The sequence below is a fragment of the Dactylosporangium sp. NPDC000521 genome (assembly GCF_042898305.1).
Classification (GTDB): Bacteria; Actinomycetota; Actinomycetes; order Mycobacteriales; family Micromonosporaceae; genus Dactylosporangium.
This window is the reverse complement of the sequence record NZ_JBIAYW010000001.1, coordinates 1,178,445-1,201,490: the sequence shown is the minus strand read 5'-3', so window position 1 is coordinate 1,201,490 and position 23,046 is coordinate 1,178,445. Positions and strand designations below refer to the sequence as shown.

21 protein-coding genes are annotated in these 23,046 nt (G+C 72.7%); 8 read left to right on the top strand and 13 right to left on the bottom strand.

Annotation, left to right across the window (positions count from 1 at the left end; genetic code table 11):
- Nucleotides 1-20: 20 nt before the first annotated feature.
- Entirely contained in the window at nt 21-500 is a 480-nt protein-coding gene (locus ACFY3L_RS05800; protein ID WP_389319094.1) for a DUF4396 domain-containing protein, read from the top strand.
- 185 nt (nt 501-685) lie between these two features.
- Nucleotides 686-1,084: an ATP-binding protein gene (locus ACFY3L_RS05795; RefSeq protein ID WP_389319092.1), complete on the top strand. Its 399-nt coding sequence runs from the start codon at nt 686-688 to the stop codon at nt 1,082-1,084.
- 59 nt (nt 1,085-1,143) lie between these two features.
- Here ACFY3L_RS05795 and ACFY3L_RS05790 read toward each other — a convergent pair whose 3' ends face one another.
- The 4 genes from ACFY3L_RS05790 to ACFY3L_RS05775 all read right to left on the bottom strand — a co-directional run bounded on the left by ACFY3L_RS05790 (nt 1,144) and on the right by ACFY3L_RS05775 (nt 2,692).
- Complete coding sequence (locus ACFY3L_RS05790) at nt 1,144-1,479, bottom strand: YnfA family protein (protein ID WP_389319090.1); 336 nt, start codon at nt 1,477-1,479, stop codon at nt 1,144-1,146.
- Nucleotides 1,480-1,546: 67 nt separating this feature from the next.
- Nucleotides 1,547-1,867, bottom strand: a complete 321-nt coding sequence (locus ACFY3L_RS05785; RefSeq protein WP_389319088.1) for a hypothetical protein — start codon at nt 1,865-1,867, stop codon at nt 1,547-1,549.
- Between the two features lie 62 nt (nt 1,868-1,929).
- A complete protein-coding gene (locus ACFY3L_RS05780) occupies nt 1,930-2,271 on the bottom strand; it encodes a hypothetical protein (protein WP_389319086.1) in 342 nt (113 codons plus the stop codon).
- 160 nt (nt 2,272-2,431) lie between these two features.
- Nucleotides 2,432-2,692, bottom strand: a complete 261-nt coding sequence (locus ACFY3L_RS05775) for a hypothetical protein (protein WP_389319084.1) — start codon at nt 2,690-2,692, stop codon at nt 2,432-2,434.
- A gap of 94 nt (nt 2,693-2,786) precedes the next feature.
- Between ACFY3L_RS05775 and ACFY3L_RS05770 the strand changes: the two genes are divergently transcribed.
- On the top strand, nt 2,787-4,271 hold the full coding sequence (locus tag ACFY3L_RS05770; RefSeq protein ID WP_389319082.1) for a hypothetical protein: 1,485 nt from the start codon (nt 2,787-2,789) through the stop codon (nt 4,269-4,271).
- Complete coding sequence (fxsT, locus tag ACFY3L_RS05765; RefSeq protein WP_389319080.1) at nt 4,268-9,430, top strand: FxSxx-COOH system tetratricopeptide repeat protein; 5,163 nt, start codon at nt 4,268-4,270, stop codon at nt 9,428-9,430. The genes ACFY3L_RS05770 and fxsT overlap by 4 nt, the downstream gene beginning before the upstream one ends.
- A gap of 150 nt (nt 9,431-9,580) precedes the next feature.
- Here fxsT and ACFY3L_RS05760 read toward each other — a convergent pair whose 3' ends face one another.
- Nucleotides 9,581-10,123: an SRPBCC family protein gene (locus ACFY3L_RS05760; protein ID WP_389319078.1), complete on the bottom strand. Its 543-nt coding sequence runs from the start codon at nt 10,121-10,123 to the stop codon at nt 9,581-9,583.
- Nucleotides 10,113-10,448: an ArsR/SmtB family transcription factor gene (locus ACFY3L_RS05755; RefSeq protein WP_389319076.1), complete on the bottom strand. Its 336-nt coding sequence runs from the start codon at nt 10,446-10,448 to the stop codon at nt 10,113-10,115. The genes ACFY3L_RS05760 and ACFY3L_RS05755 overlap by 11 nt, the downstream gene beginning before the upstream one ends.
- 78 nt (nt 10,449-10,526) lie before the next feature.
- Here ACFY3L_RS05755 and ACFY3L_RS05750 point away from each other — a divergent pair, with 78 nt between their 5' ends.
- Nucleotides 10,527-11,372, top strand: coding sequence for a phosphotransferase (locus tag ACFY3L_RS05750; RefSeq protein WP_389319074.1), 846 nt, complete (start codon nt 10,527-10,529; stop codon nt 11,370-11,372).
- A gap of 6 nt (nt 11,373-11,378) precedes the next feature.
- On the opposite strand, the gene ACFY3L_RS05745 is transcribed toward ACFY3L_RS05750, so the two are convergent.
- From ACFY3L_RS05745 to ACFY3L_RS05735, 3 genes are all read right to left on the bottom strand, one after another.
- Nucleotides 11,379-11,867, bottom strand: a complete 489-nt coding sequence (locus ACFY3L_RS05745; RefSeq protein ID WP_389319072.1) for a flavin reductase family protein — start codon at nt 11,865-11,867, stop codon at nt 11,379-11,381.
- A gap of 95 nt (nt 11,868-11,962) precedes the next feature.
- Nucleotides 11,963-12,526 carry a cadmium resistance transporter gene (locus ACFY3L_RS05740; protein WP_389319070.1) on the bottom strand — a complete coding sequence of 188 codons (564 nt, stop codon included), beginning with the start codon at nt 12,524-12,526 and terminating at the stop codon, nt 11,963-11,965.
- A gap of 213 nt (nt 12,527-12,739) precedes the next feature.
- Nucleotides 12,740-13,741, bottom strand: a complete 1,002-nt coding sequence (locus ACFY3L_RS05735; RefSeq protein ID WP_389319068.1) for a LacI family DNA-binding transcriptional regulator — start codon at nt 13,739-13,741, stop codon at nt 12,740-12,742.
- Between the two features lie 206 nt (nt 13,742-13,947).
- On the opposite strand from ACFY3L_RS05735, the gene ACFY3L_RS05730 reads away from it, so the two are divergent.
- The 3 genes from ACFY3L_RS05730 (at nt 13,948) to ACFY3L_RS05720 (ending at nt 18,558) form a co-directional block, all read left to right on the top strand.
- Entirely contained in the window at nt 13,948-15,897 is a 1,950-nt protein-coding gene (locus ACFY3L_RS05730) for a ricin-type beta-trefoil lectin domain protein (protein WP_389319066.1), read from the top strand.
- Nucleotides 15,898-15,973: 76 nt separating this feature from the next.
- Nucleotides 15,974-17,395, top strand: coding sequence for an RICIN domain-containing protein (locus ACFY3L_RS05725; protein WP_389319064.1), 1,422 nt, complete (start codon nt 15,974-15,976; stop codon nt 17,393-17,395).
- A gap of 239 nt (nt 17,396-17,634) precedes the next feature.
- A complete protein-coding gene (locus ACFY3L_RS05720) occupies nt 17,635-18,558 on the top strand; it encodes a hypothetical protein (protein WP_389319062.1) in 924 nt (307 codons plus the stop codon).
- A 6-nt stretch (nt 18,559-18,564) separates the two neighbouring features.
- Here the strand turns inward: ACFY3L_RS05720 and ACFY3L_RS05715 are convergent, their stop codons facing one another.
- The 4 genes from ACFY3L_RS05715 to ACFY3L_RS05700 are packed head-to-tail and all read right to left on the bottom strand — an operon-like array spanning nt 18,565 to nt 23,044.
- On the bottom strand, nt 18,565-19,920 hold the full coding sequence (locus tag ACFY3L_RS05715) for an aspartate aminotransferase family protein (RefSeq protein ID WP_389319061.1): 1,356 nt from the start codon (nt 19,918-19,920) through the stop codon (nt 18,565-18,567).
- 55 nt (nt 19,921-19,975) lie between these two features.
- Nucleotides 19,976-21,352, bottom strand: a complete 1,377-nt coding sequence (locus tag ACFY3L_RS05710) for a methylaspartate mutase (protein WP_389319059.1) — start codon at nt 21,350-21,352, stop codon at nt 19,976-19,978.
- Nucleotides 21,345-21,773, bottom strand: coding sequence for a cobalamin-dependent protein (locus tag ACFY3L_RS05705; protein ID WP_389319057.1), 429 nt, complete (start codon nt 21,771-21,773; stop codon nt 21,345-21,347). The genes ACFY3L_RS05710 and ACFY3L_RS05705 overlap by 8 nt, the downstream gene beginning before the upstream one ends.
- A 32-nt stretch (nt 21,774-21,805) precedes the next feature.
- Nucleotides 21,806-23,044, bottom strand: a complete 1,239-nt coding sequence (locus tag ACFY3L_RS05700) for a fatty acid desaturase (protein WP_389319055.1) — start codon at nt 23,042-23,044, stop codon at nt 21,806-21,808.
- Nucleotides 23,045-23,046 lie beyond the last annotated feature (2 nt).

Sequence of the window (23,046 nt, the reverse complement as noted above, 5' to 3'; positions counted from 1 at the left end):
AGCTCGAAAGGGAGGTCGACATGGATCACACGCATCACCACCCGGTCAGCGCCGCGACGACGACGTGGGCGGCGGCAGCGCAGGCGACCCTGCACTGCCTGACCGGCTGCGCGATCGGCGAGGTCCTCGGCATGGTGCTGGGCACCGCGTTCGGGCTGCACAACGCCGCCACCGTCACGCTGTCCGTCGCGCTCGCCTTCGTGTTCGGCTACGCGCTGACCATGCGCGGCGTCCTGCGCGCCGGCGTCGACGTGCGGACCGCGCTGAAGGTGGCGCTCGCCGCCGACACGGTCTCCATCGCCGTCATGGAGGTGCTCGACAACGTGGTCATGGTGACCGTGCCGGGCGCCATGGACGCCGGGCTGACCGCCTGGCTGTTCTGGGCCTCGCTGGCGTTCTCGCTGGCCGTGGCGTTCGTGCTCACCACACCCGTGAACCGGTGGATGATCTCGCGCGGCAAGGGCCACGCGGTCGTCCACCAGTACCACCACGGCCACTGAACCCCGGAGTTCAGGCTGTAGCGGCATCACTGTGTGGAACGCCGGCACTGTGGCAGAGATCGGCGGCCGGCTCGCGGCCGTCCGCCGGGCCCGCGGCAGCTGTTGTCGTCCGGCAAGTTTCGTCACCTGAACAGGTGGGGTACTGCACGGGCCGTGACGGCAAGCGCGACTGCAGGCCCGTCGCGGTGAGCACCCTCACCGCGCATTTCGATCTCCCGATCAGCGTCGGGGCGCCGGCCCTGGCGCGGCAGGCGATGGTGACCACGTTCGCCGGCTGGGGTTTCACCGACACCGACTGGATCGACCGGGCGATGCTGGCCGTCACCGAGCTGGTCACCAACGCGGTGCGGTACGGCGGCGGCCGGGTCGTGCTGGCGCTGGAGGCCGACGAGGGGCACGTGACGATCTCGGTCGCGGACGGGTCCGCGGTCGTGCCACGCCTGCCGACCAACGCCGACACGATCGACCGCGACAGCGGCCGGGGCATCGCGATCATCGCCGCCCTCGCCGAACGGTGGGGTGTGGAGGACCACGAGGGCGGCAAGCGGGTGTGGGTGCTGATGCCGCCGCACCCGTCGCCCTGATCAGCCCACCTGCGGCGCCTCCAAGACGACCGCCACGCCCCCGGGTCGGCGTGACGTGTTCAGCCGTGGCGCGGCGCGTACATGATGACCGCCACGCCGAGCAGGCAGACGGCGGCGCCGATGATGTCGTAGCGGTCGGGCCGGAACCCGTCGACGACCATGGCCCAGGCGAGGGAGCCGGCGACGAAGACCCCGCCGTAGGCGGCGAGGATGCGGCCGAAGTTCGCGTCGGGCTGGAGGGTCGCGACGAAGCCGTAGGCGCCGAGGGCGGCGATCCCGGCGCCGATCCACAGCAGGCCCTTGTGCTCGCGGACACCCTGCCAGATCAGCCACGCGCCGCCGATCTCGGCCAGGGCGGCGAGCAGGAACAGCAGGATGGACCGGAAGATCGTCATGCCGGTATCGCAGCACATCGCCGCGGCGCGGCGCCCGCCGGCCGGACGGGCGCCCCTCCGGCGCGGGTCAGCAGCCGCATCCGCCGCCGCAGCCGCAGGCGGCCCCCGCGGCGGCGGCCCGCTGGGCGCTGCGGCGGCGGTGCAGCCACCACATGCCGAGCGCGGTGACGGCCAGCCCGGCGGCGACCGCGAGGAGGGTCTGCTCGACGACCGCGGCGCCGGCGGTGGTGAGCACGCCGGCGGCGATCAGCAGCGGCAGGGCGCAGCAGGCGGCGCAGGCGACGGCGGCGAGGACGCCGCTGACCTTGCTCCGCATCGGCGGCGCGTTGTCCACCCCCGCCGGCGTCGGGTCGTGGCGGGTGGGTGTCGGTCGCAGGGGCAGGCTCATAAGGCAGCTCCGTCAGTAAGTGAGGGATCGGGGAAAGACGGCGGGGTCGAGCGGGTGGTCGGTTACCGGGGCGCCCCGGCGGTGGCGGCCGTCGCCCGGCCCGCCAGGGAGGCGAGGACGTCCGTGTACGCGGCGGGGACCTCGACGTCGAGGACGAGCGCGTCGGCGGCCGGGCCCGGCGTCACGGTGAAGGTGAAGAACGAGCAGCACGCGGTCTCCCGCGCCGCGAGGTCACGGACCGTCGCCTCGAGCCCGGCCGGCCCGGTCAGCCGCATCCGGGCATGGGTCGGGCTCACGGTCTCCACCGACCGGACGGCGGTGGTGAACAGCGCGTCGAACTCGGCGAGCCGCAGCGGCCGCTCCGCGGTCGGCAGGGTGCAGGCGGCAGGGACGTCGAACGGCATGACAGGCTCCTCAGGCTGGTGCCCCTCGACGGTAAGCCTGTACCTGGGTACCGGATGCAACCCCGAACCGGCGCAGATGCGTGACCGCGTTCCAGGTCCGGGACCGGTGCGGCGCCCGGCGCGGGCGGCGGCACCGCCGGGCGCTGCCGGGTGGCCGGCGTCAGCGCCGGTCCGGTTCGATCGTCGCGTGGAGGAACTGGACCGTCGCCGCGCAGGCGGCGGCGCCGGCCAGCAGGCCCTCCGGAACCGACCCACGGGCGTTCCCGGTGAGCCACCCAGCGGCGACGCCGGCCAGTACACCGGCGAGCACGATCACGGCCGTGCGGACGCTCATCAACGCGCGTTCCTGTCTCGTCCTGTCACTCATGCGGACCACGTTGCCGGAGCCGGCGTCCACACCGGTCCAGACTGGACGTCGCACGACGATGGTCCATTTGGACACAGTTGGATATTGGACAGCTCGAATCGCCGGATCGTGCGGTGGCGCCGGCGCGGGCATGCGAGAACATCGACGTGTGACGGACCACGACCCGCTGCGTGCGCTCTGCGACGCGCTCAATGCGCTACGGGCGGCGGCGGGCGGGCCGACGTACCGGATGATCGTGGAGCATGCCGGCCGGGCCGGCGAGCAGATCTCACACTCCGGGGTGGGGAACCTGCTCGGCGGGGCGACGACGCCGCGGCAGAGCACCGTGACGGCGTTCGTGGCGGGGTGCTGGAGCTACGCGCGCGGCAAGCGGCAGCCGCTGACCGACGAGCAGCTCGACCGCGACTACTGGGCCCGCCTCATCGAAGCTGCGCGCGCAACCTCCTCGGCCGGGCCCGAGCTCGGCGCGGCGGACACCTTCGACGACCGGTACCACCCGGCACCCGCTTGGGACAGGATCGCCGAGCTGGTCTCGGCGCTGCCCGCCGCGCTGACCCCCGATCAGCTGGTGCGGCTGCTGTGGGACGCGATGGACGACATCGGCCCGCTGACCGTCGCCACGACCTACGAGCTGCTGCCACTGCTGCGCACGCTCGACACGATGTACGTGCCGGCGGGCTGCATGCCTCCAGCGCTGGCGCTGCTGGAGTACGTCGCGGTGACGCAGCCCGCCCCGGTCCGCCGCGGCCTGCAGCGGCTGATCGACGAGCTGACCGCCGACTCCCGGGTGACGCCGGACGAGGCGGCGGGCGTCCGTGAGCGCGCCGGCCGGGGCCGTCGGGAGCTCAGCCCCGTGTCGGTGTTCCTCAAGGTCGAGCCGTCCGACGGCGGCCGTTACGGGCTGACCGCCTGGCTGTACCGGCCGGGCTCGGTGATCACCTTCAAGCGGGAGGCGCCGGAACGGTACGACGCGACCCAGCTGCGGGGCGCCGTGGAGGGACTGATCTCCGAGGTCGGGCCGCTGGTCCGCGGGGTCGAGCTCGGGCGGCTGACGTTCGAGTTCGTCCTGCCGTGGAACCTGTTGGGTGAGGTGGTCGAGTGGTGGCGGCTCGACGACGGCCGGCCGATCGGCTCGCGCAGCCCCGTCGTCGTGCGGTCGCTGGAGCGCATGCGGGATCCATGGGCGGCGGGGGAGTGGCGGCGGCGCAGCGAGCTGCTGCACCGGCCGGACCTCGGGCAGGCCGGCGAGTTCGTCGTGACGGGGTCGATCCGGCACGGCAGGCACGGGCTGCGCCGTGACTCGGCCGCGTACCTCGCCGCCGACGGGCCGTACGTCGCGCCCGCGAGCTGGCGCGACGACCATCCGCTGCTGGCCGCGCTCAAGGACGGGCTGCCGGTCGCGGTCTGGCAGCGCGACGGCGGCGACCCGCAATGGCTGGTCGAGCTGGTGCACGGCACCGTCACCGACGCCGGCCTGGACCGCCTGCCGACGGAGGTGCTGCGGCTGCGCAGCGACGGCCCCCCGCAGGACGGGTCCGCGGTGTCGGTCTGCCTGCTGTGGGACGACTACCACCGCCAACCCGAGTCGGTGTCGAGCCTGACGCTGCCGTCGATCGAAGGAGAAGACCGATGAGCGCACCGCACTGGTGGGTGTACCGCGGCGACGGCACCCCGCATGCGTGGACGCTGCCGGAGGCACCCCCGTGGCGGCGGTTCTCCGGCCGGCCACCGCAACCACCGCCGGGCCGCGAGGAGATCATGCCGGCGGGCCGCTCCGGCAGCGCGCGGAACACGTCACGGACCGTCCTGGCGATGGCATACCGCGCGGAGGCCGAGGAGGTCCGCATGGTCAACGCCGCCATTCATCTCCGCCGTCCGCTGCTGGTCACCGGCAGTCCGGGCACCGGCAAGTCGACCCTCGCCTACAGTCTCGCCCACGAGCTGGACCTGGACGACGTGCTGTACTGGCCGGTCAACAGCCGCACCACCCTGCACGACGGCCTGTACCGCTACGACGCCATCGCCCGGCTGCAGGACGCGAGCCTCGCCGAGAAGCGCCGGCACGGCGACGGTGCCGCGGCGGACCCGTCGGCGCACGTGGGCCGGTACCTCACCCTCGGTCCGCTCGGCACGGCGCTGCTGCCGGGCGGCCGCCCGCGGGTCCTGCTGATCGACGAGCTCGACAAGGGCGACGTCGACCTGCCCAACGACCTGCTGACCGTGTTCGAGGAGGGCCAGTACACCGTCCCCGAGCTGCAGCGACTGACCGAGTCGGTGGTCAGCGTCGGCACCGACGACGGCGGCGTCGCCAACATCGCCAACGGCCTCGTGCGGTGTGCCGAGTTCCCGATCGTCATCATCACCAGCAACGGCGAGCGTCAGTTCCCACCCGCGTTCCTGCGCCGATGCGTCCGGCTCCAGCTCGGCGCGCCCCCACGCGACAAGCTCGAACGCATCATCACCGCGCATCTCGGGCCCGACGCGTTGGAGCCGGGCCCCGCCCCGCCCCGGTCCTCCGGCACGCCGCTCGAGCCCGGTCCCGCGGACCACCATGTGAGCACCACACCGGCCCCGCCGTTCCGGGTGGGTGACGCCCCCGGCTGGCGGCCGATCAGTGCCTCACCCGTCCCGGCCGGGGGCTCGTCGGCTGTCGTGCCCGCCGGTGGTGCCGACTCCCTGAACCGCCGCACGATCGACGCCCGGGTCGCCAGGGACCGGCCGCTTCCGCACCGCGAACAGATCGCCAGGGCGCTACTGCCGTTGCGCCGCAGCGTCGCGGCCGGCGCGGGCATGACCGTCGACGAACCCGCCACCGCTCAACACGTCGCCCACGTCGGCACCATGACACCGGTGCTCCGGCCCCTGCGCGAACGCTGGCTCGAGGTCGCGATCGTCGTCGACTGCAGCAGCACCATGCGGTTGTGGCAGCAGACCGCCCGCGCGCTGCGTGGCCTCGCCGAACGCCGCGGCGCGTTCCGCGATGTGCGCACGTACCGGCTCGACAGCGATGCGGCCCTGCCCGGCCTCGTCGACGACGGCGGTAACCCGCACCACTACCGCGAGCTCAGCGACCATGCCGGGCGGCGGCTGGTCCTGGTGCTCACCGATGGCGTCGGCCACTTCTGGCGCACCCCCGCTGCCCGCGTCATGCTCGCCGGCTGGGCACGCCGCAACCCGGTCGCGATCGTTCAGGTCCTGCCGCAGGCGATCTGGCACCGCACCGCCCTGCCGCCCGCCACCGTCGTCCTCCGCTCCGCGGCGCCCGGCCGGATCACCTCCGTCGGCCAGGGCCAGGCGGGTGCACCCTGGGTCCCGGTCGTCCCGCTGCGCGCCGCGCCCATGGAGGCGTGGGCGAGGCTGCTGGCGGGCCACGAGGTCAACGGCATCCCCATGCCGGCGGTGCCCGTCGGTCACCTGCCCGCCGCCACGATCGCCGCCGAGCTGGGCGCCGCGCCCACACCTCGCGAGCAGGTCGCCCGATTCCAGTCCAGCGCGTCGCCGGCGGCGTTCGCACTGGCCGGCCGGCTCGCCGCCGCCCCGCTCACCCTGCCGCTCATGCGCGCCATCCAGAACGTCCTGCACCCGGAGTCCGGCCTCGACCACCTCGCCGAGATCCTGCTCTCCGGGCTTCTCGTGCAGATCCCGGCGGCCGGCGCCGACGACGACGTCCAGTACGAGTTCCGCCGCGGCATCCGTGAGGAGCTCCTGCGCACCCGCTCCCGCCGCGACGCCTACTCGGTGCTGGAGACCCTGCGCGACATCGCGCCGTTCGTGCCGAATCCCTACGGCTCCCTGGACGTGTGGGCGCTGTCCGCCGAACCGGACGCCGAGCTCGGCGAGCACCGGCAGGGGCGCCGCTTCGCCGAGGTCGCGATCACTGTCCTGGGCGGGCTCGGCGGCCGGTACGTGGACATGGCCGACCGCATCCGGTCGTCACTGACCGGCATCCCGCCGGTCCCCGCCCGGGCCGCCACGGTGGACGTCCTGGTCAGCTACGCGGCCACCGACCAGACGTGGGCAGACTGGGTTCGACGCCAACTCGTCGGCGCGGGCGTGCGGACGGCCCTGCACGAGATCTCCGCCGATGCCCCGGACCTCACGACCGTCGGCCAGACGTTCGTGCTGCTGTCGGCCGGCTACGCCGCGGCGCCACACGCCGGGCCGTTCTGGCGGCGGCTGCAGGACCACACGTTTCTGCCCTTCCGGATCGACGCCGGACCTCTCCCCGCACCGTTCGACTGGCAGGCCGCGAACCTGTCGCACCGCACCGCGGTCGAGGCCTATCGGCTGGTGTTCGAGCTGTCCGGTCGCACGCCGGACCGTGACTGGCAGGACCCGGGTGATCCGCGGTACCCGCTCGAACCGCCGCCGGTCTGGAACGTCCCGGAGCGTGACGGGGACTTCATCGGCCGGGACGACCTGCTCCACCAGGTGCGTGCACGGCTCGCCGCGAGGACCATCGCGAACCCGCCGCACGCGCTGCTCGGCCTCGCCGGCATCGGCAAGACCCACCTGGCGGTCGAGTACGCACACCGCTTCGCCGCCCACTACGACACGGTGTGGTGGGTCGCGGCCGAGCAGGAGTTCGGTGTCCGGGCGTCGCTCGCCGAACTCGGAGCGGCACTCAACATCGAGGAGGAGCTGCTCGACGACACCGTCGGCCTGGTCCGCGACGCCCTGCGCCGGCGCGGGCGCTGGCTGCTCATCCTCGACGACGCCGCGTCTCCGCAAGAGGTGGCGCCGCTGCTGCCCGAGGGCCCGGGCGACGTGCTGGTGACCTCCCGCGACCAGGACTGGGCGGGTTGGGCCGATGCCGTGCAGATCGGCGCCTTCACCACGGCCGAGAGCACCACGCTGCTCAATCGGCAGGTCGGCGACCTGACCTTCCACGAGGCCGAAACCGTCGCCGACAGGGTCGGCGACCTGCCGATCGCGCTGCGCCAGGCGGGCAACTGGCTGGCCGCGACCGGCATGCCGGTGTCGCAGTTCCTGCAGCTGCTGGACGACGAGCCCTTGCTCCTGCTGGACGAAGACCCGCCGGCCGGCTACCCCGGGACCGTCGCCACGATCTGGCGGCTGTCGCTGCGCCGCCTCCAGATGGAGCTGCCGGCCGCGATGAAGCTGCTGGAGATCTGTGCCTTCTTCGCGGCCGAACCGATCCCGGTGCGGCTCCTACGGGCCGAGCGGTGCCTGCAGCAGCTCCTGGCGTACGACGACGAGCTGAGCGACCCTGCCCGGTACAGCCTGCTGATCCGCCAGCTCGGCAAGGACTCCCTCGTCGTGGTCGACCCCGGCGGCGAGACCGTCACGATGCACCGGCTCGTGCAGCTGGTGGTCCAGGACGGCTCCACCGGACCCGAGCGCGAAGCGCACCGCCGGCTGGTCCATCAACTGCTGGCCACTGCCAAACGCGGCAGCCCCGCCGAGCTCGAGGCCTGGCCCGTCTACGCGCTGCTCGCACCGCACGTACGAGGCACGCAGGCCCACCGCTCCGACGACCTGGCGGTCCGCCAGCTGGTGCTCGACGTGGTCCGCTACCTGTACGCCAGCGGCAATGCCGCGGCGAGCATGGCGCTGGCGGAGGATGCCGCGGAGGCGTGGCGGACATCGCCGATCGACGATCGTGCGACCAGGCTCCTGCTGGATTACCACCGCGCCAACGCACTGCGTGCCCAGGGCCAGTTCGACCGCGCGGCGAACATCGGCGAACCGACCTACAGGATGCTGCGCGACGAGCTGGGTCCGCGCGATGCGAACACCATCATGGCGGCCAGCGGCGTCGCCGCGGATCTCCGTGCCCGCGGCCGCTTCGCGGAGTCGCTGGCGCTGGCCGAGGAGTCGCTCGCCGGCGCCCAGGATGCCTTCGGCCAATTGTCGGAACCTGTCTTGACGAGCATGGCGGACGTCGCCTGGGCAAGACGCATGCTCGGCCAGTTCGCGCGGGCCGCTGACATCGACGCGGAAGTTTCGCGCGCCAGGCAGCTGCTACTCGGCGCCGACCATCCGCTGTCCCTGCTGGCCACGACCGTCTACGGGCACGACCTGTTGGATCTCGGCCTGTACGAGGAGGCACGCGAGACGCTGCGGACCGTGCTGATTGCCTTGCAGGACCAGCTCGGTGCGTCGGCTCCGGCGACGCTCCGCGCCGCCACCAGCCTGGCCGCGACGCTGCGGGCCATGGGCCGCGTCCAAGAGGCCCGGCAGCTGACCGACGACACCCTGCCGCGCTGCCGGGGGCTGCTCGGTGACCTGCACATCGACACGCTTGCCAGCCTGACGAACCAGGCGCTGGAGGCGGCGGCCCTCGGCGACGGAGCCGGCGCGCGCACCATGGCGCAGGAGGCGCTGACCGGTTACGAGGAGCTGTTCGGCGAGCGGCATCCGTTGCGTTTCATCGCGCTCAGCAACCTTGCCGCCGTCGCGCCGGACGATGCACTGGGCCTGGCCGAGCAGGCATCCGACGGCCTCCGGCTGGTGCTCGGCCCGCGGCATCCGTACACGCTGATGAGCGAGGTGAACCTGGCCAATGCGACGTTCGACGCCGGCGACGCTGTGCAGGCGAACCTGCTCGACAACCTGGCCTGGACAGCGCTGCGCGGTGTCCTCGGCGACGATCACCCTGCCTCGCTCGCGGCCGCCGCGAACTTCGTGGCCTCAGGCGGTCCCGCCGCGCGGCTGCGCGACGACGCGCTCGCCGGGAGCCTGCGCCACCTCGGCGACGGCCACCCGGTCACCGTCGCGCTGCGCGAGGGCCTGCGGTGCTGGTGTGCCATCACGCCCCCGGCGATCTGACCGGCTCACCCGTTCAGCGCCAGGCGCCGGGCCGGGAGCGCCGGGCCCCACTCGAGCGCCAGGAGCGCGACAGGTGGACGGCGCCGGTGCCGGTGAGGAGCAGGGCCAGGCTGCCGTTCTCCACCTCGGGGCCGCCGTTCTGCTGAGGCTTCAGCGCCAGGCGCCGGCGGTCTGCTCGTACGCCGGGGCGAGCTCGGCGTAGCGGCGGCCCCAGTCCGGCAGCTCGTCCGCGGCGAGGTGGGCGGCGAGCCGGTCGAGGAACGCGTGCGTGCCGGGGATGAAGCCCTGCGCGTTGCGGACGCTCAGGCCCCGGTGCACGAACACCAGCACGGTCGCGTCGTCGCCGTCGGCGGTCAGCTCGTACCGGACGGACCCCTCCTCGACGATCCGCTGCCGCCACTCGTGCTCCAGGACCGCCGTGCGCGGCTCGGTGGCCGACGGCGGCTGCCAGGTCAGGATGCGGCCGGTCATCTGCTTCGCCTCGGCGGCGGCGGGCGGGTCGTGCGGCAGCATCGCGATCGTGCCGCCGGCGCGGGGCTCGATCGTCGTCGCGCCGAACCACGCCGCGCGCTGAACCGGGTCGGTGATCGCCGACCACACGGCGTCGATGGAGTGCGGAAGGCGTCGCCGGAACGTCATCGTGGCCTCGTCGCCCCGCACGTCGAGGCTGCCCAGGCGGTCGTCAATGGTCATGGCTCAGCTGCTCCTTGCTCTGTTGAACGGCGTCCAGGTGGCGCTCCACGGCGTCGAGATGGGCGGCCCAGTGTTCCCGGTACCGCCGCAGCCAGGCGTCCACCTCGGTGAGGCGGTCCGCCTTGAGCGTGTAGATGCGGTGTTGGGCGCGGGCGCGGACCTCCACCAGGCCGACCTCCCGCAGCACCCGCAGGTGGCGGGAGATCGCCGGCTGGGTCAGCGCGGGGAAGGCCGCCACGAGGTCGCCGGCCGGCCGTTCGCCGTCGGCCAGCAGGTCGAGCATGCCCCGCCGGGTGGGGTCGGCAAGTGCGGTGAAGACATCCACCCAGCGAACATAACGGCTCGCTCATATAAAGGCAAGGTTATACACGGAGCCGTGCCTGACGGGACCTACAATCGTCCGGTGACCGCCGCGTCGACCAGCCTCTCGCCGCGGCAGCAGGCTCTCCTGCGGCGCTGGCTGCCGGACGCGACCGTTGACCGGGACCACAGCTGGGGGCTGGTCGCGACGACCGTCCTCGAGGTGACCTGCGGCGGGGCCCGGTTCATCGTCAAGGCCGGCGGCGACAGCGACCGTCACATCGCTCGCGAGCTGCACGCCCACCGGCACTGGCTCGGCCCGTGGACCTCCCGCGGGCTGGCGCCGGTGCTGGAGCACGGCGACGACGACGCGAAGCTGCTCGTCACCCGCTACCTGCCGGGCAGCCTCGTCCTCGGCACCGCGCTCGAGGACGACCCCGCCACCTACCGGCAGGCCGGCGCGCTCCTGGCGCTGCTGCACGCCCAGCCCGCGGAGACCGACGACGACTACGAGCGGCGCGAGAACGCGAAGTCACTGTCCCTGCTGGACGGTCCGCACCGGATCCCGGCGGCCACGGCCGAGCGGCTGCGGGCCGAGATCGCCGGCTGGCCGACGCCGCCGACCCGCCTGGTGCCGACGCACGGCGACTGGCAGCCCCGCAACTGGCTGGTCCAGGACGGCACGATCGCGGTCATCGACTTTGGTCGCGCCGCAATGCGACCCGCCGCCAGCGACCTCGCGCGCCTCGCCGTGCAGCAGTTCCGCCGCGACCCGGCCCTGGAGGCCGCGTTCCTCGACGGGTACGGCGCCGACCCCCGCGACCACGCGGCCTGGCACCGCAACCGGGTCCGCGAGGCGATCGGCACGGCCGCCTGGGCGTACAAGGTGGGCGACGAGGGCTTCGAGGCCCAGGGCCACCGGATGATCGCCGAGGTCCTGACGCCCTGACCGAAGCTACCGGCCGACGTGGAACTCGCGCTCGCGGTAGGTCAGCGCGGCGCCGGGCGGGCCGGTCCGTGCGTCGGTGACCTCGGCGACGACCACGGTGGAGGCGCCGACCGCCAGCCGGTGCAGGGTCGTGCACCGCAGCGCCGCCGGCACGCCGTGCAGCAGCGGCTCGCCCGTGGGGAGCGTCGTCCACGGCTGCTCATCGGTGAACCGGCGGCCGCCCGGCTCGGAGAACTGCCTGGCCAGGTCCTCGTGCGCGGCCCCGAGCAGGTGCACGACGAAGCTGTCCGCCGCCACGATCAGCCGCGCCGACGGCGAGTCCATGACCGAGAACGACAACGCCGGCGGCGCCAGCGACACCGACGCGACGCTCGACGCCGTCAGCCCGACCGGGCCGTCCGGACCGGCCGCGGCGATGACCGCCACCCCCGTCGGATAGCCGCGGAACGCCGCCTTGAACGACGCCACGACCGCCATGTCGACCTCGACGGTCACCGGCCGACCCGCCTTCCGTCCCCTCGTACCGACACCGACACCGCCAACCCTAAAACCTCAACCAAGCTTGAGGTCAAGTTCGGACTTGCACTCCGTCAGAGGCCGAAGGCGCCGCCTTCGATGAGAATGACGAGGCCGATGCCGATCAGGACGATCGGCAGGATGACGTGGCCCCAGCGGGAGAGTGCCCTGCCGACGACGGGACGCGTGGCGAGGAAGTAGCCGGCCGCGCACCAGAGCGCGACGCCGGCGAGGAAGACGGCGGCGTAGACGGTTGTGCCGCTGATGCCGGCGACGGTGAACACCGGCACGTACACGCCGATGTTGTCGCCGCCGTTGGCGAAGGTGACGGCGGCGACCTGGAGGCTGCTCGCTCCGCGGATGGTGGGGCCGGTCTCGTCGTCCGGGTCGTCGCGGTGCCGCCAGGTCTGCCAGCCCGCCTTGAGGCCCAGGGCGATCGGGAGCAGCCCCAGGTACGGGATCACCGGCTCAGGGAGCAGTCCGGCGCCGAGCGCTCCGACGACGGCTGCCGCCAGGATGGCGGCGAAGCCGAGGTACTGGCCGGCGACGATGCGCCACGCCGCGGCCTTCTGCCCGGCCGCCTGGCCGAAGAACACCGCCAGCACCAGCAGGTCGTCGATGTTTGTGACAGCGAACATGCCGGCTGCCTGGCCGAGGATGGACAGTCCCACGCACCTATGATCCGGCACGGCCGGCCCGGGCCATCACACGAGGGAGTGCGGCATCCACGAGGCGAGGCCCTGGCCCTGGCCCGGACCCGCGTGACATGTGCCGAACCTGCCGTGGGATCCGGTCGGGCCCGATCGTGGAACATGTCCATGAAACAGTTACATCGACCCCGCGCCGGCAGGTCACGCGGTGGGCGGGGGTGCCGTGGAGTCGCGGATGACGAGTTCCGTGGCCAGTTCGACGTGCAGGGCGTCGAGCTCGTGGCCGCCGATCATGCGCAGCAGCATGGTCACCGCCATCCGGCCGAGCTCGGCGAGGGGCTGGCGGACCGTGGTGAGCATCGGGTGGGTGGCGCGGCTGACGTCGATGTCGTCGAAGCCGGCCACCGACAGGTCGGCGGGCACGCGGAGTCCCCGCTCGGCGGCCGCCCGCAGGGCGCCGACGGCGATCTTGTCGTTGAAGCCGACCAGCGCCGTCGGTGGATCGGGCAGGTCGAGCAGGTCGCAGGCGGCGGCGTGGCCCTGCGCCTCGTTCGGCTCGGTGACGAAGCGCAGCAGCTCGGACGGCGGCAGGAGGCCGAGCTCGATGAGCGGCGTCACGTAGCCGGCGAGCCGTCCGTCGTTGACCGACCACTCGCGGGGACCGCCGATGATCCCGACCCGGCGGTGCCCGAGCCCGACCAGGTGGGCCATGAGGCTGCGGGCCCCCGCGAAGTGGGCGGACGAGATGGCGACGACGTCGCGCGGTGGCGCGGTGCAGGGGTCGACGACCACGAACGGGAACCGGCGGTCGCGGAGCGTCACCAGGTCCTCGGTGGGCTCGGGCGGCAGGATGAGCACCGCGCCGCGCACACCCGGCCGGTCGGGCAGCGCGGCGAGCGGGCTGCGGCCGGCGGCGCCCTTCCCGGCGTTGATCATGACGTTCATGCCGTGCAGCTCGGCGGTCTCCACGACCGAGGAGACGATCAGCCCGAAGTAGTCGCTGAGCACGTACGGGCAGCGGACGAACACCACGTCGCCGTCGGTGGCCCGCCCACCGCGCCATCCCAGCTGGCCGGCGGCGTGCAGGACCCGGTCGCGGGTGCCGGCGGCGACGTTCGCGTGCCCGTTGAGCACGCGCGAGACGGTCGCGATCGACACGCCGCTGTGGTGGGCGAGGTCGCGGATCGTCGCACGTCTCGGCACGTCGGCTCCTTCCATCCGGCCGGCGGATGCGGCGAAGTATAGGCAGGCGCGGCGGCGATGTAACAAATTTACAGAAAATTTGTGCTTCGCTTTGATTGACTGTGGCGCAGCATCGGGTGTGTTCTATGGAACACCTCCGCCGACGACCGTGCCCCGCCCGCCAGCGATGGCGCCCGGTCGTGTCCCGCCCCCGGAAAGGCGCACCCATGTCGCATGCCCACGAAACGTCCACCGAAGACCCGCCCGCGGCCCGCCGTCGATCTCACCAGGCGCGCCCACGACGCCGGCGGGGGCGGCTCGTCACCGTCACGGCGGCCGTCGGTCTCGTCGCCGCCGCCGTGATCGTGCTGCCCCAGCAGTTCGCCAACGCCGCCAACGAGAGCGTCAACGTCTGGCTGACCACCACCTCCGACAGCGGCGGCCGCACCGTGACCCGCGGCCTGCAGCAGCAGTCTCCGGTCGTGTTCACCGCCAGCACCGGCAGCGCCAACCAGACGGTCACCGTCAACGAGGGCGCGACCTACCAGCCGTTCGAGGGCGCCGGCGCGTCGTTCACCGACACCGCCGCGTTCAACATCCGCGGCAGCGGCGCGCTGAGCCAGGCGACCCAGACCGACGTCATGACCAAGCTGTTTAGCCCGACGGCCGGCATCGGCGTCAGCGCGACCCGCAACGTCATCGGGTCCTCGGACCTGGCGCAGAACAGCTACTCGTACGACACCACCTGCTGCGACCTGAACGACTTCTCGCTGTCCCGTGACGCCGACGTCATGGCACTGACCAAGCAGGCCAAGGCCCTCAACCCGGGCATGATCGTGATCGGCTCCCCGTGGTCGGCGCCGCCGTGGATGAAGGACAACAACGCCTACAGCCAGGGCTACCTGCAGGCGCAGTGGTACAAGACGTACGCGCAGTACATCACCAAGTACGTGCAGGGCTACGAGGCGCAGGGCGTGCACGTCAACTACGTGACGCAGCAGAACGAGCCCGGCTGCTGCCCCGGCTACCCGTCGATGCAGTGGCCCGTCTCCGGCCTGCAGTCCTTCGCCAAGAACGACCTCATGCCGGCCCTGCAGAGCGCGGGCCTGAGCACGAAGCTGCTCATCGGCGACTGGAACTTCGACACGTACGACACGTGGGTGGCGCCCCTGGTCAACGACGCCGCGCTGCGCAGCCACCCGAACTTCGGCGGCATCGCCTGGCACGACTACGGCGGCAGCCCGACGCAGATGACCACGGTCCACAACCAGTTCCCGAACGTGAACCAGTACTTCACCGAGCACTCCGGCGGCACCTGGGTCGGCAACCAGCACTCCGAGGACATGTACGACCTCATCGAGTACTTCCGCAACTGGGGCCGGTCCTGGACCAAGTGGAGCCTCGCCGTCGACCAGAACATGGGCCCGCACAACGGCGGCTGCGGCACCTGCACCGGCCTGATCACCGTGCACCGCGGCGACTCGCGCAGCGGCCAGGTCGACTACACCGTCGAGTACTACACGATGGGCCACCTCACCAAGTTCGTCCGCCCCGGCGCCGTGCGCATCGACTCCACCGCCAACGGCACCATCCCGAACGTGGCGTTCAAGAACCCGGACGGCTCGAAGGCCCTCATCGCGTACAACTCCAGCGCCTCGACGCAGACGCTGAAGGTGAACTGGGGCGGACAGTCGTTCGTGTACAGCCTGCCGACGAAGACCTCGGCGACGTTCACGTGGAACACCGCGACGGGCAACCCGACCCCGACCGCCACGCAGACCGGTGGCGGCGGGACCCGCACCGGGCAGATCACCGGCATCGGCGGCAAGTGCGTCGACGTCGCCGGCGCGAGCTCCGCGAACGGCACGGCGGTGCAGCTGTACGGCTGCAACGGCACTGGCGCCCAGCAGTGGACGACCGGTAACGCCGACAACAGCATCCGCGCGCTCGGCAAGTGCCTCGACGTGACCGGCGCCGGGACCGCCGACGGCACGACGGTGCAGCTCTACGACTGCAACGGCAGCAACGCCCAGAAGTGGACCGTGAACGCCGGGAAGCTGGTCAACACCGGCTCCGGCAAGTGCCTCGACGCGACCGGCAACAGCTCCGCCGACGGCACCCGCCTGCAGATCTGGACCTGCTTCGGCGGCGCCAACCAGCTGTGGACGCTGCCCTAGCTCACCGCTCGTGGCGGCGCCCCTCCGCCCGGGGCGCCGCCACCCCCACCACTTCCCTCACCCCCGGAGGAAGGTCATGTCCCGCACCCGAAGACTGCCGCTGCTCGCGGCGCTCGGCGCCCTGCCGCTCGTGGTCGCCGGCGTCATGTTCGCCAACGTCGGCGCCGCCTCGGCCGCCGCCAACCCCGGCCCCGGCTTCCCGGCCCACTACGCCGCGCCGTACGCGGAGATGTGGAACAACCCGTCCACGCTGATGGCCGCCTACAACGCGACCGGCAACAAGTACTACACGCTCGCGTTCATCATCAGCCAGGGCACCTGCAACGCCACCATCAACGGCGACACCCCGGTCACCGACGCCGGCTGGAACAACGCCATCAACAGCCTGCGCGCGGCCGGCGGCGACGTCATCGCCTCCTTCGGCGGCGCGTCCGGCGACGAGCTCGCCTCGTGCGGCACCGTCGCGGCGATGCAGGCGCAGTACAAGAAGGTCATCGACCAGTTCAACCTGACCCGCATCGACCTCGACATCGAGGGCGCGACGCTGAACAACACCGCGGCGAACGACCGGCGCAACACCGCCCTGGCCAACCTGCAGGCGCAGTACGCGGCCCAGGGCCGGACCCTCGCCGTCGACTACACGCTGCCGGTCAGCCCCAGCGGCCTGGAGGCCAACGGCGTCGCGCTGCTGCAGAACGCCAAGAGCCACAACCTCAACGTCAACCTGGTCAACATCATGACCATGGACTACGGGCCGGCGATGGACATGGGCCAGGCCGCCATCAGCGCCGCCAACGGCCTGCGCAACCAGCTCGGCCAGATCTGGCCGAACAAGACCGACGCGCAGCTGTGGGCGATGCAGGGCAACTGCCCGATGATCGGCGTGAACGACACCGCCGCCGAGGTGTTCACCATCCAGGACGCCCAGGAGCTGGAGGCGTTCGCGGCGAGCAAGGGCATCCAGCAGCTGACGTTCTGGTCGCTGGGCCGGGACAACCAGGGCTCCAGCGGCACGCCGCAGAGCAACTACCAGTTCACCAACATCTTCAAGGCGATCACCGGCGGCACCACGCCACCGACCAGCCCGCCGCCGACGAACCCGACCACGCCGCCGGCCGGGTCCACCACGCCGATCCGCGGCTACGGCGGCAAGTGCGTCGACGTCGCCGGCGCGGCCACGGCCAACGGCACCAAGGTGCAGCTGTACACCTGCAACGGCACCAACGCGCAGCAGTGGACCCGCACGGGCGACACGTTCCGCGCGCTCGGCAAGTGCCTCGACGTGGCGTCGGCCGGCACCGCCGACGGCACCAAGGTCCAGCTCTGGGACTGCAACGGCACCAACGCCCAGAACTGGACGGTCGGCGCCAACAACCGCCTCGTGAACACCGGCTCCGGCAAGTGTCTCGACGTCACCGGGTGGAGCACCGCGGACGGCACCCAGCTGCAGATCTGGACGTGCACGGGCGCGGCGAACCAGAGCTGGACGCTCGGGTAACCGCTCAGGCGGCGAGGCCCCGTTCCGGGCGCCAGGCCGTGTCGGCGTCGAAGCCGGCCGGGGCGTCGGACGGGGCCGCGCCGCCCGGGGGCGGCGATGTAGCCGGCACATTCACCGTTTTCGAAACGTGGTGTCGAATCGAGGACACGGCGGGCACCGTCGGTCAACCGGCGCGCGGGGTCGGGCGTCTGGGTCGTGTCATCGCAATCGATCCCTCAGGAAAGGCCGACGCCATGCGAATGGCCAAGCTCCGACTGCTGTCCGCCGCCCTCCTGCTCGCCCCGGTCCTCGCCCTTCCGGGCACCGCGGCCGCGGCGGACGACCTGCCCGCCCCGAACGGCGTCACGCCGGTCACGGGCACCGCGACCGTGCCGCCGTGGGACCCGCACCCGCCGACGTTGGTGGGCGTGCGGACCGGCCGGCACGACGCCTACGACCGCACCGTCTTCGACTTCACCGGCGGCACGCCCGGCTACCGGGTGGAGTACGGCCCGCTCGTCGCCGCGGGCGGCGGCGCCACCATCCCGGTGGCGGGTGCCACGACGCTGCGGGTCGTCTTCGACGGCGCGTTCGCGTACGACGTCGCCACCGGCGCGCCCACGATCGACCTCGGCCGGGTGTACGACCCGCGGCTGCCGACCCTGCGCCAGATCAAGTCCGGCGGCGCGTCCGAGGGGTACATCAGCTTCGGCCTCGGGCTCGCCGACGGGGTCGGCTTCCGCGTACTGCGGCTGACGGACCCGCCGCGGATCGCGGTGGACGTCGCGCACCAGCCCACCCAGCCGTTCACCACCGAACGGTTCCTGGGCGGCGCCGGCACCGCGGCGCAGGTCCAGATCGGCGGCGTGCGGGCGGCCGCGCACCCCGGCTACGACCGCATGGTCTTCGACCTCGGCACGGCGACCACGCCGCTGATCAGCGTCGCCTACACCGTCCCGGCCCCGGCGACGATCCACGTCGGCCTGACCGCCGCCACCACGCAACGCGGCGTCGTCGGCGGGCCGAACCCCGCGCCGGTCGGCCTGACCCAGGCGCAGTCGGTGTCGTTCTCCGTCTACGACAACGGCACCGTGTCGGCGTTCATCACCACCCACCACCGCACCGGCTACCGGGTCATGCTCCTGACCGACCCGGCCCGCCTGGTCGTGGACATCGCGTACTGACCACGTTCAGCCGGCCGCCGCGGCGACGTGGCGGTCGGCGAGGTCCAGGGCCTCGTCGAGGATGTCGAGGCCCTCATGGACCTCGGCCTCGGTGGCGTTGCACGGCGGCAGGACGTGGACGCGGTTGAAGTGCGCGAACGGCCACAGGCCGCGACGGTGGCACTCGGCGACGACCGCACCGACGGCGCCCTGCGCGCCCGCGGTGCCGAACGGCACGATCATCTCCCGGGTGGCCCGGTCGCGGACGAGCTCGACGGCCCAGAACACGCCGAGGCCGCGGACCTCGCCGACGCTGGGGTGGGTGTCGGCGATCTTCGCCAGGCGGGGGCCGATGATGTGCTCGCCGAGCCGGGCGGCGTGCTCGACCATGCCCTCCTCCCGCATGGCGGTGATGGTGGCGACCGCGGCGGCGCAGGCGAGCGGGTGCCCGGAGTACGTTAGACCGCCCGGGTACGGGCGCTCGTCGAACGCGGCGGCGACGGCGTCGGACAGGACGACCCCGCCCAGCGGGACGTAGCCCGAGTTGACGCCCTTGGCGAAGGTGAGCAGGTCGGGACGCACCCCCCAGTGGTCGGCGGCGAACCAGGTGCCGGTGCGGCCGAACCCGGTCATGACCTCGTCGAGGATGAGCAGGATGCCGTGCCGGTCGCAGAGCGCACGCACACCGGGCAGGTAGCCGGCCGGGGGGACGAGCACGCCGTTGGTGCCGACGACCGGCTCCAGCAGCACCGCCGCGATCGTGCCCGGGCCCTCCAGCGCGATGACCTGCTCCAGGTGGGCCAGGGCACGGTCGCACTCCTCCTGCTCGGTGGTGGCGTGGAAGGCGCTGCGGTAGAGGTACGGGCCGAAGAAGCGCACGACGCCCGCGCCGCCGGTGTCGGTGGCCCAGCGGCGCGGGTCGCCGGTCAGGTGCATCGCGGTGTGCGTGGCGCCGTGGTAGGACCGGTACGCCGACAGCACCTTCGGCCGGCCGGTCACCACCCGGGCCATGCGCACCGCGTGCTCGTTGGACTCGGCGCCGCCGTTGGTGAAGAACACCTTGCCGAGCCCGTCCGGGGCGTGCGACGCGATCAGCCGGGCCGCCTCGGAACGCTGGTCGTTGGCGAAGTGCGGGGCGATCGTGCACAGGGTTTCGGCCTGCCGCCGGATCGCCTCGACGACCTTCGGGTGCGCGTGGCCGATGTTGAGGTTGACGAACTGGGAGGAGAAGTCGAGGTACGTGTTGCCCTCCAGGTCCCAGAAGCGGCTGCCGCGCCCGCCGGCCACCGGCAGCGGTCGCAGCGCCCCCTGCGCCGACCAGGAGTGGAACACGTGCGCCCGGTCGGCCGCGGTCGCCTCGGCGTTGGTGCGGTGCGCGCTCATCACAAGCCCTTTCGGTGGGTCGGACGGAAGCCGGCTCGTCACAGCAGTTCGGTGGTCAGACGGAAGCCAGCTCGTCGCGGAGGAAGTAGTTGATGTCGGCAGTGACCGCCTGGATGAACCGGTCCGGTGACGCGGCGCCGGCGTCGGTGAGGCGGTCGTTGCGCTGCCGCACGGCCGCGGAGAACGGCAGTTCGCCGGTGCGGCGGTAGCGGATCGCGCCGGTCGCGTCGCGGGCCGGCACGACCAGCGACCGGGCGTGGACGCTCGCGCTGAACGGCACGTCGAGCCGTCCCGCCGCGAACGCGTGGGCGACCCCGGCCGGCACGTCACCGTCCTGCAGCACCGGGTCGACCAGCTCGGCGACCTCCCGCTGCAGCCACGACATCTCCTCGTCGACGCGGGCCTCGTCCAGCGTCACGAAGTCCAGCAGCTCCGAGGTGCCCATCAGCGCGGTACGGATGCCCAGGGCGTTGGCGTCGGCGTCGGGGATCCCGTACGCCTCCTGATTGGTCTTGTTGATGATCTTGGCGGCGCCGCCGAGTCGGGCGACCAGCCCGCCGTAGAGGATCAGGGCGTCGGCGGTGCCGCGGCCGCGCGGGAACACCCCCATGAACTCGTGCAGCACCGGGTGCACCGCGACGTGCGGCGGCAGGTACCGCGCGGCGAGCGCGCGGATGCTGCGCAGCGCGGCCACGTCCTGGTGGACCTCGCCGCCCTGCGGGTAGGCGATCGACAGGCACCGCACCCCTTGCCGCTCCGCAGCGATCGCCTCCAGCAGGGTGCAGGCCAGGCTGATCGACGGCGGCACCAGGACCGCGGTCAGGGTGCCGAACAGCTCCCGGTCGACGATCACGCCGTCGGCGGCGAGGGCCCCGCAGACCGCGTCGACCTGCCGCCATGCCTCCATCGACGTCGCGAACGGCACGTCCTTGCAGTAGGGCACGTTGTACCCGATGCCGCCGCCCTCGAAGGAGGTGAACCCGGCCGCCAGCGCCACGGCGAACAGGTCCCTTGCGTCCGGCGAGCCGTGCCGGACCTCCAGCGGCACGCCGACGGCGTCGATCAGCTCCTGGCCGCGCCGCCAGCCGTGCACGGTGAGCGGGTAGCCGTTGAGGTCCGCCGGTGACTCCCGCAGCGCCTGCGCTGCCCGGTCGAACTGCTTGAGCCGGGTGTACGAGTCGATCGTGACCGTCAGCATGCCCGGCCCGGCCGGCTCGAGGCGGCGCAGCAGCTCCAGCATCTCCTCGTGGCCGCCGACCCCGCAGCGGGGCTGCGCGATCGGCCGGCCGGTGCGGTGTGCGGCGCACAGCGCGTCGGCGGCCGGCGGCCGGGTCGAGCCGCGCAGGGCGTCGACGGTCTCCTGCCACGGCGGAAGGTCCTCGGCGGTGGAACGGTCGATGCGCATCCCGGCCCACTCGACGCCCTCAGACACCCGCCGCCACCCTCTCGGCGGCCGCGGCCTCGCGGATCAGGTCGAGCAGCATCGGCAGCTCGAACGGGTCCTCGAGGATGTGGTCGATGCCGAGGCGCCGCAGCCGCTCCACGCCGCCGGCAGTCTTGTGGCTGCCGACGGTCAGGTTCCCGCCGACCACGACCGGGCACCGCAGGCGCCCGGCGGCCCGCAGCGCGGGCAGGTCGGCGAGGTCGGCGTGGGCGTGGCCGTTGAGGCTGCCGATGACGACCGCCTCGGCCGTCGGGTTGGCCTCCAGCGCCGCGGCGAAGTCCGCCAGCGGCGTGCAGACACCGAGGTTGACGACGGTGAAGCCGTGCTCGCGCAGCTGCATCGCGATGAGGTGGTTGGCCACCGCGTGGGCGTCGCTGTGCGCCACGCCGAGAATGACGAGTCGCTGCATGGTTCGCTCCTTTGGGTCGGCTACGGGGGCGGTCAGTCGTCGAAGGCGGCGAACAGCTCGCGGTCGCTCGCCTCGGCCAGCCGGGCCCGGTCGAACTCCTCCGGGTCGGCCAGCGACAGGGACTCGAAGACCAGGTCGATCGCGGGCACCATGCCCCAGATCTCGCGGTACGGCGGCCACCCGTGGTGGCCGGTCCGCACGTCGTCCTGGCGGGCGAAGATGTAGTTCGCCCAGTCGCGGGTCATCGGCCGCCGGTGGTGGAAGTCGTGGCACACCGTGTCGCCGGTGAGCACGAGGTACCGGCTGGGCAGGTGCACCAGCAGCATCCGCGTCCACCAGCGGGCCCAGGCGCGCAGCCGCGCACCGCCGCGCAGGCCCGCCGCGGGAGCCGGCTCGCCGATGCAGATGGCGTTGGTGAGGCTCGCGAAGTACGCCTTGCCGCGGCGGGACTCGACGTCCCGGCCGGGGAACGTGTGCTTGACGCACAGCCGCAGCGTGTTGCTGATCTGGAAGAACAGCGTCATGGGCAGCACCCAGCCGAGCAGCAGCAGCGCCCAGCCGTCCAGCAGGGTCGCCGCGACGGCCAGCCCGGCGTACCAGGCGAGGGTGAGCGCCCGTTCAACCGGGCTCGCGGCGTGGGCGTAGGAGCGCACCCGCGCCCACAGGAACCGCGTGTGGAACACGGGGGAGACCAGCTTGCCCAGCACCCGCCGCCACATCTGCTCGCGGGTCATGCCGGGGCGCAGCTCCAGGCTCACCAGGAACGCCTGGACCGTCGGGTCCCGCAGCGTCATGTGGTGCAGGGCATGATGGTCGGCGACGTGCTCGGTGCTGTACCGCTCGAACTCCTGCACCAGCAGCAGCCCGGCGATCAGCTTGCCCAGCACCCGGTCCGGCCCGCGCCTGGCCCACATGTTGCGGTGGGCGCACTGGTGGAACATCATCATCCGCTGGTTGCGGGCCCCGTGCAGGGTGCTCGCCCAGCCCGGCAGCAGCAGCCACAGCCACCACCCGCCCAGGGCCAGCGCCGCCCCGCTCAGCGCCAGACCGGCCGCCATCGAGGTCAGCGCCGCCACGAGGTGCGCGGTGGGGGTCAGGTGCAGGCGGCGTTGTCCGGTGTACGGGCGGCCGGTGAGCATCGTCAGCGGCAGCTGCAGGACCGCGGGCAGCCGCCGCATCCCGTCACGGACGCTGTTGTCGGCCGAGTCGGTGGTCACGAACCGCCGGGCGGGCACGGCGACGGGTTCCGGCCGATGCGCGGTCGCGGTCATCG

What these genes read in the sequence shown, in the direction of transcription:
- ACFY3L_RS05800 (WP_389319094.1), top strand. Translation starts at nt 21, where the DNA reads ATGGATCACACGCATCACCACCCGGTCAGCGCCGCGACGACGACGTGG.
- ACFY3L_RS05790 (WP_389319090.1), bottom strand. Translation starts at nt 1,479, where the DNA reads ATGACGATCTTCCGGTCCATCCTGCTGTTCCTGCTCGCCGCCCTGGCC.
- ACFY3L_RS05785 (WP_389319088.1), bottom strand. Translation starts at nt 1,867, where the DNA reads ATGAGCCTGCCCCTGCGACCGACACCCACCCGCCACGACCCGACGCCG.
- ACFY3L_RS05780 (WP_389319086.1), bottom strand. Translation starts at nt 2,271, where the DNA reads ATGCCGTTCGACGTCCCTGCCGCCTGCACCCTGCCGACCGCGGAGCGG.
- fxsT (WP_389319080.1), top strand. Translation starts at nt 4,268, where the DNA reads ATGAGCGCACCGCACTGGTGGGTGTACCGCGGCGACGGCACCCCGCAT.
- ACFY3L_RS05760 (WP_389319078.1), bottom strand. Translation starts at nt 10,123, where the DNA reads ATGACCATTGACGACCGCCTGGGCAGCCTCGACGTGCGGGGCGACGAG.
- ACFY3L_RS05740 (WP_389319070.1), bottom strand. Translation starts at nt 12,526, where the DNA reads ATGTTCGCTGTCACAAACATCGACGACCTGCTGGTGCTGGCGGTGTTC.
- ACFY3L_RS05730 (WP_389319066.1), top strand. Translation starts at nt 13,948, where the DNA reads ATGTCGCATGCCCACGAAACGTCCACCGAAGACCCGCCCGCGGCCCGC.
- ACFY3L_RS05725 (WP_389319064.1), top strand. Translation starts at nt 15,974, where the DNA reads ATGTCCCGCACCCGAAGACTGCCGCTGCTCGCGGCGCTCGGCGCCCTG.
- ACFY3L_RS05720 (WP_389319062.1), top strand. Translation starts at nt 17,635, where the DNA reads ATGGCCAAGCTCCGACTGCTGTCCGCCGCCCTCCTGCTCGCCCCGGTC.
- ACFY3L_RS05715 (WP_389319061.1), bottom strand. Translation starts at nt 19,920, where the DNA reads ATGAGCGCGCACCGCACCAACGCCGAGGCGACCGCGGCCGACCGGGCG.
- ACFY3L_RS05705 (WP_389319057.1), bottom strand. Translation starts at nt 21,773, where the DNA reads ATGCAGCGACTCGTCATTCTCGGCGTGGCGCACAGCGACGCCCACGCG.
- ACFY3L_RS05700 (WP_389319055.1), bottom strand. Translation starts at nt 23,044, where the DNA reads ATGACCGCGACCGCGCATCGGCCGGAACCCGTCGCCGTGCCCGCCCGG.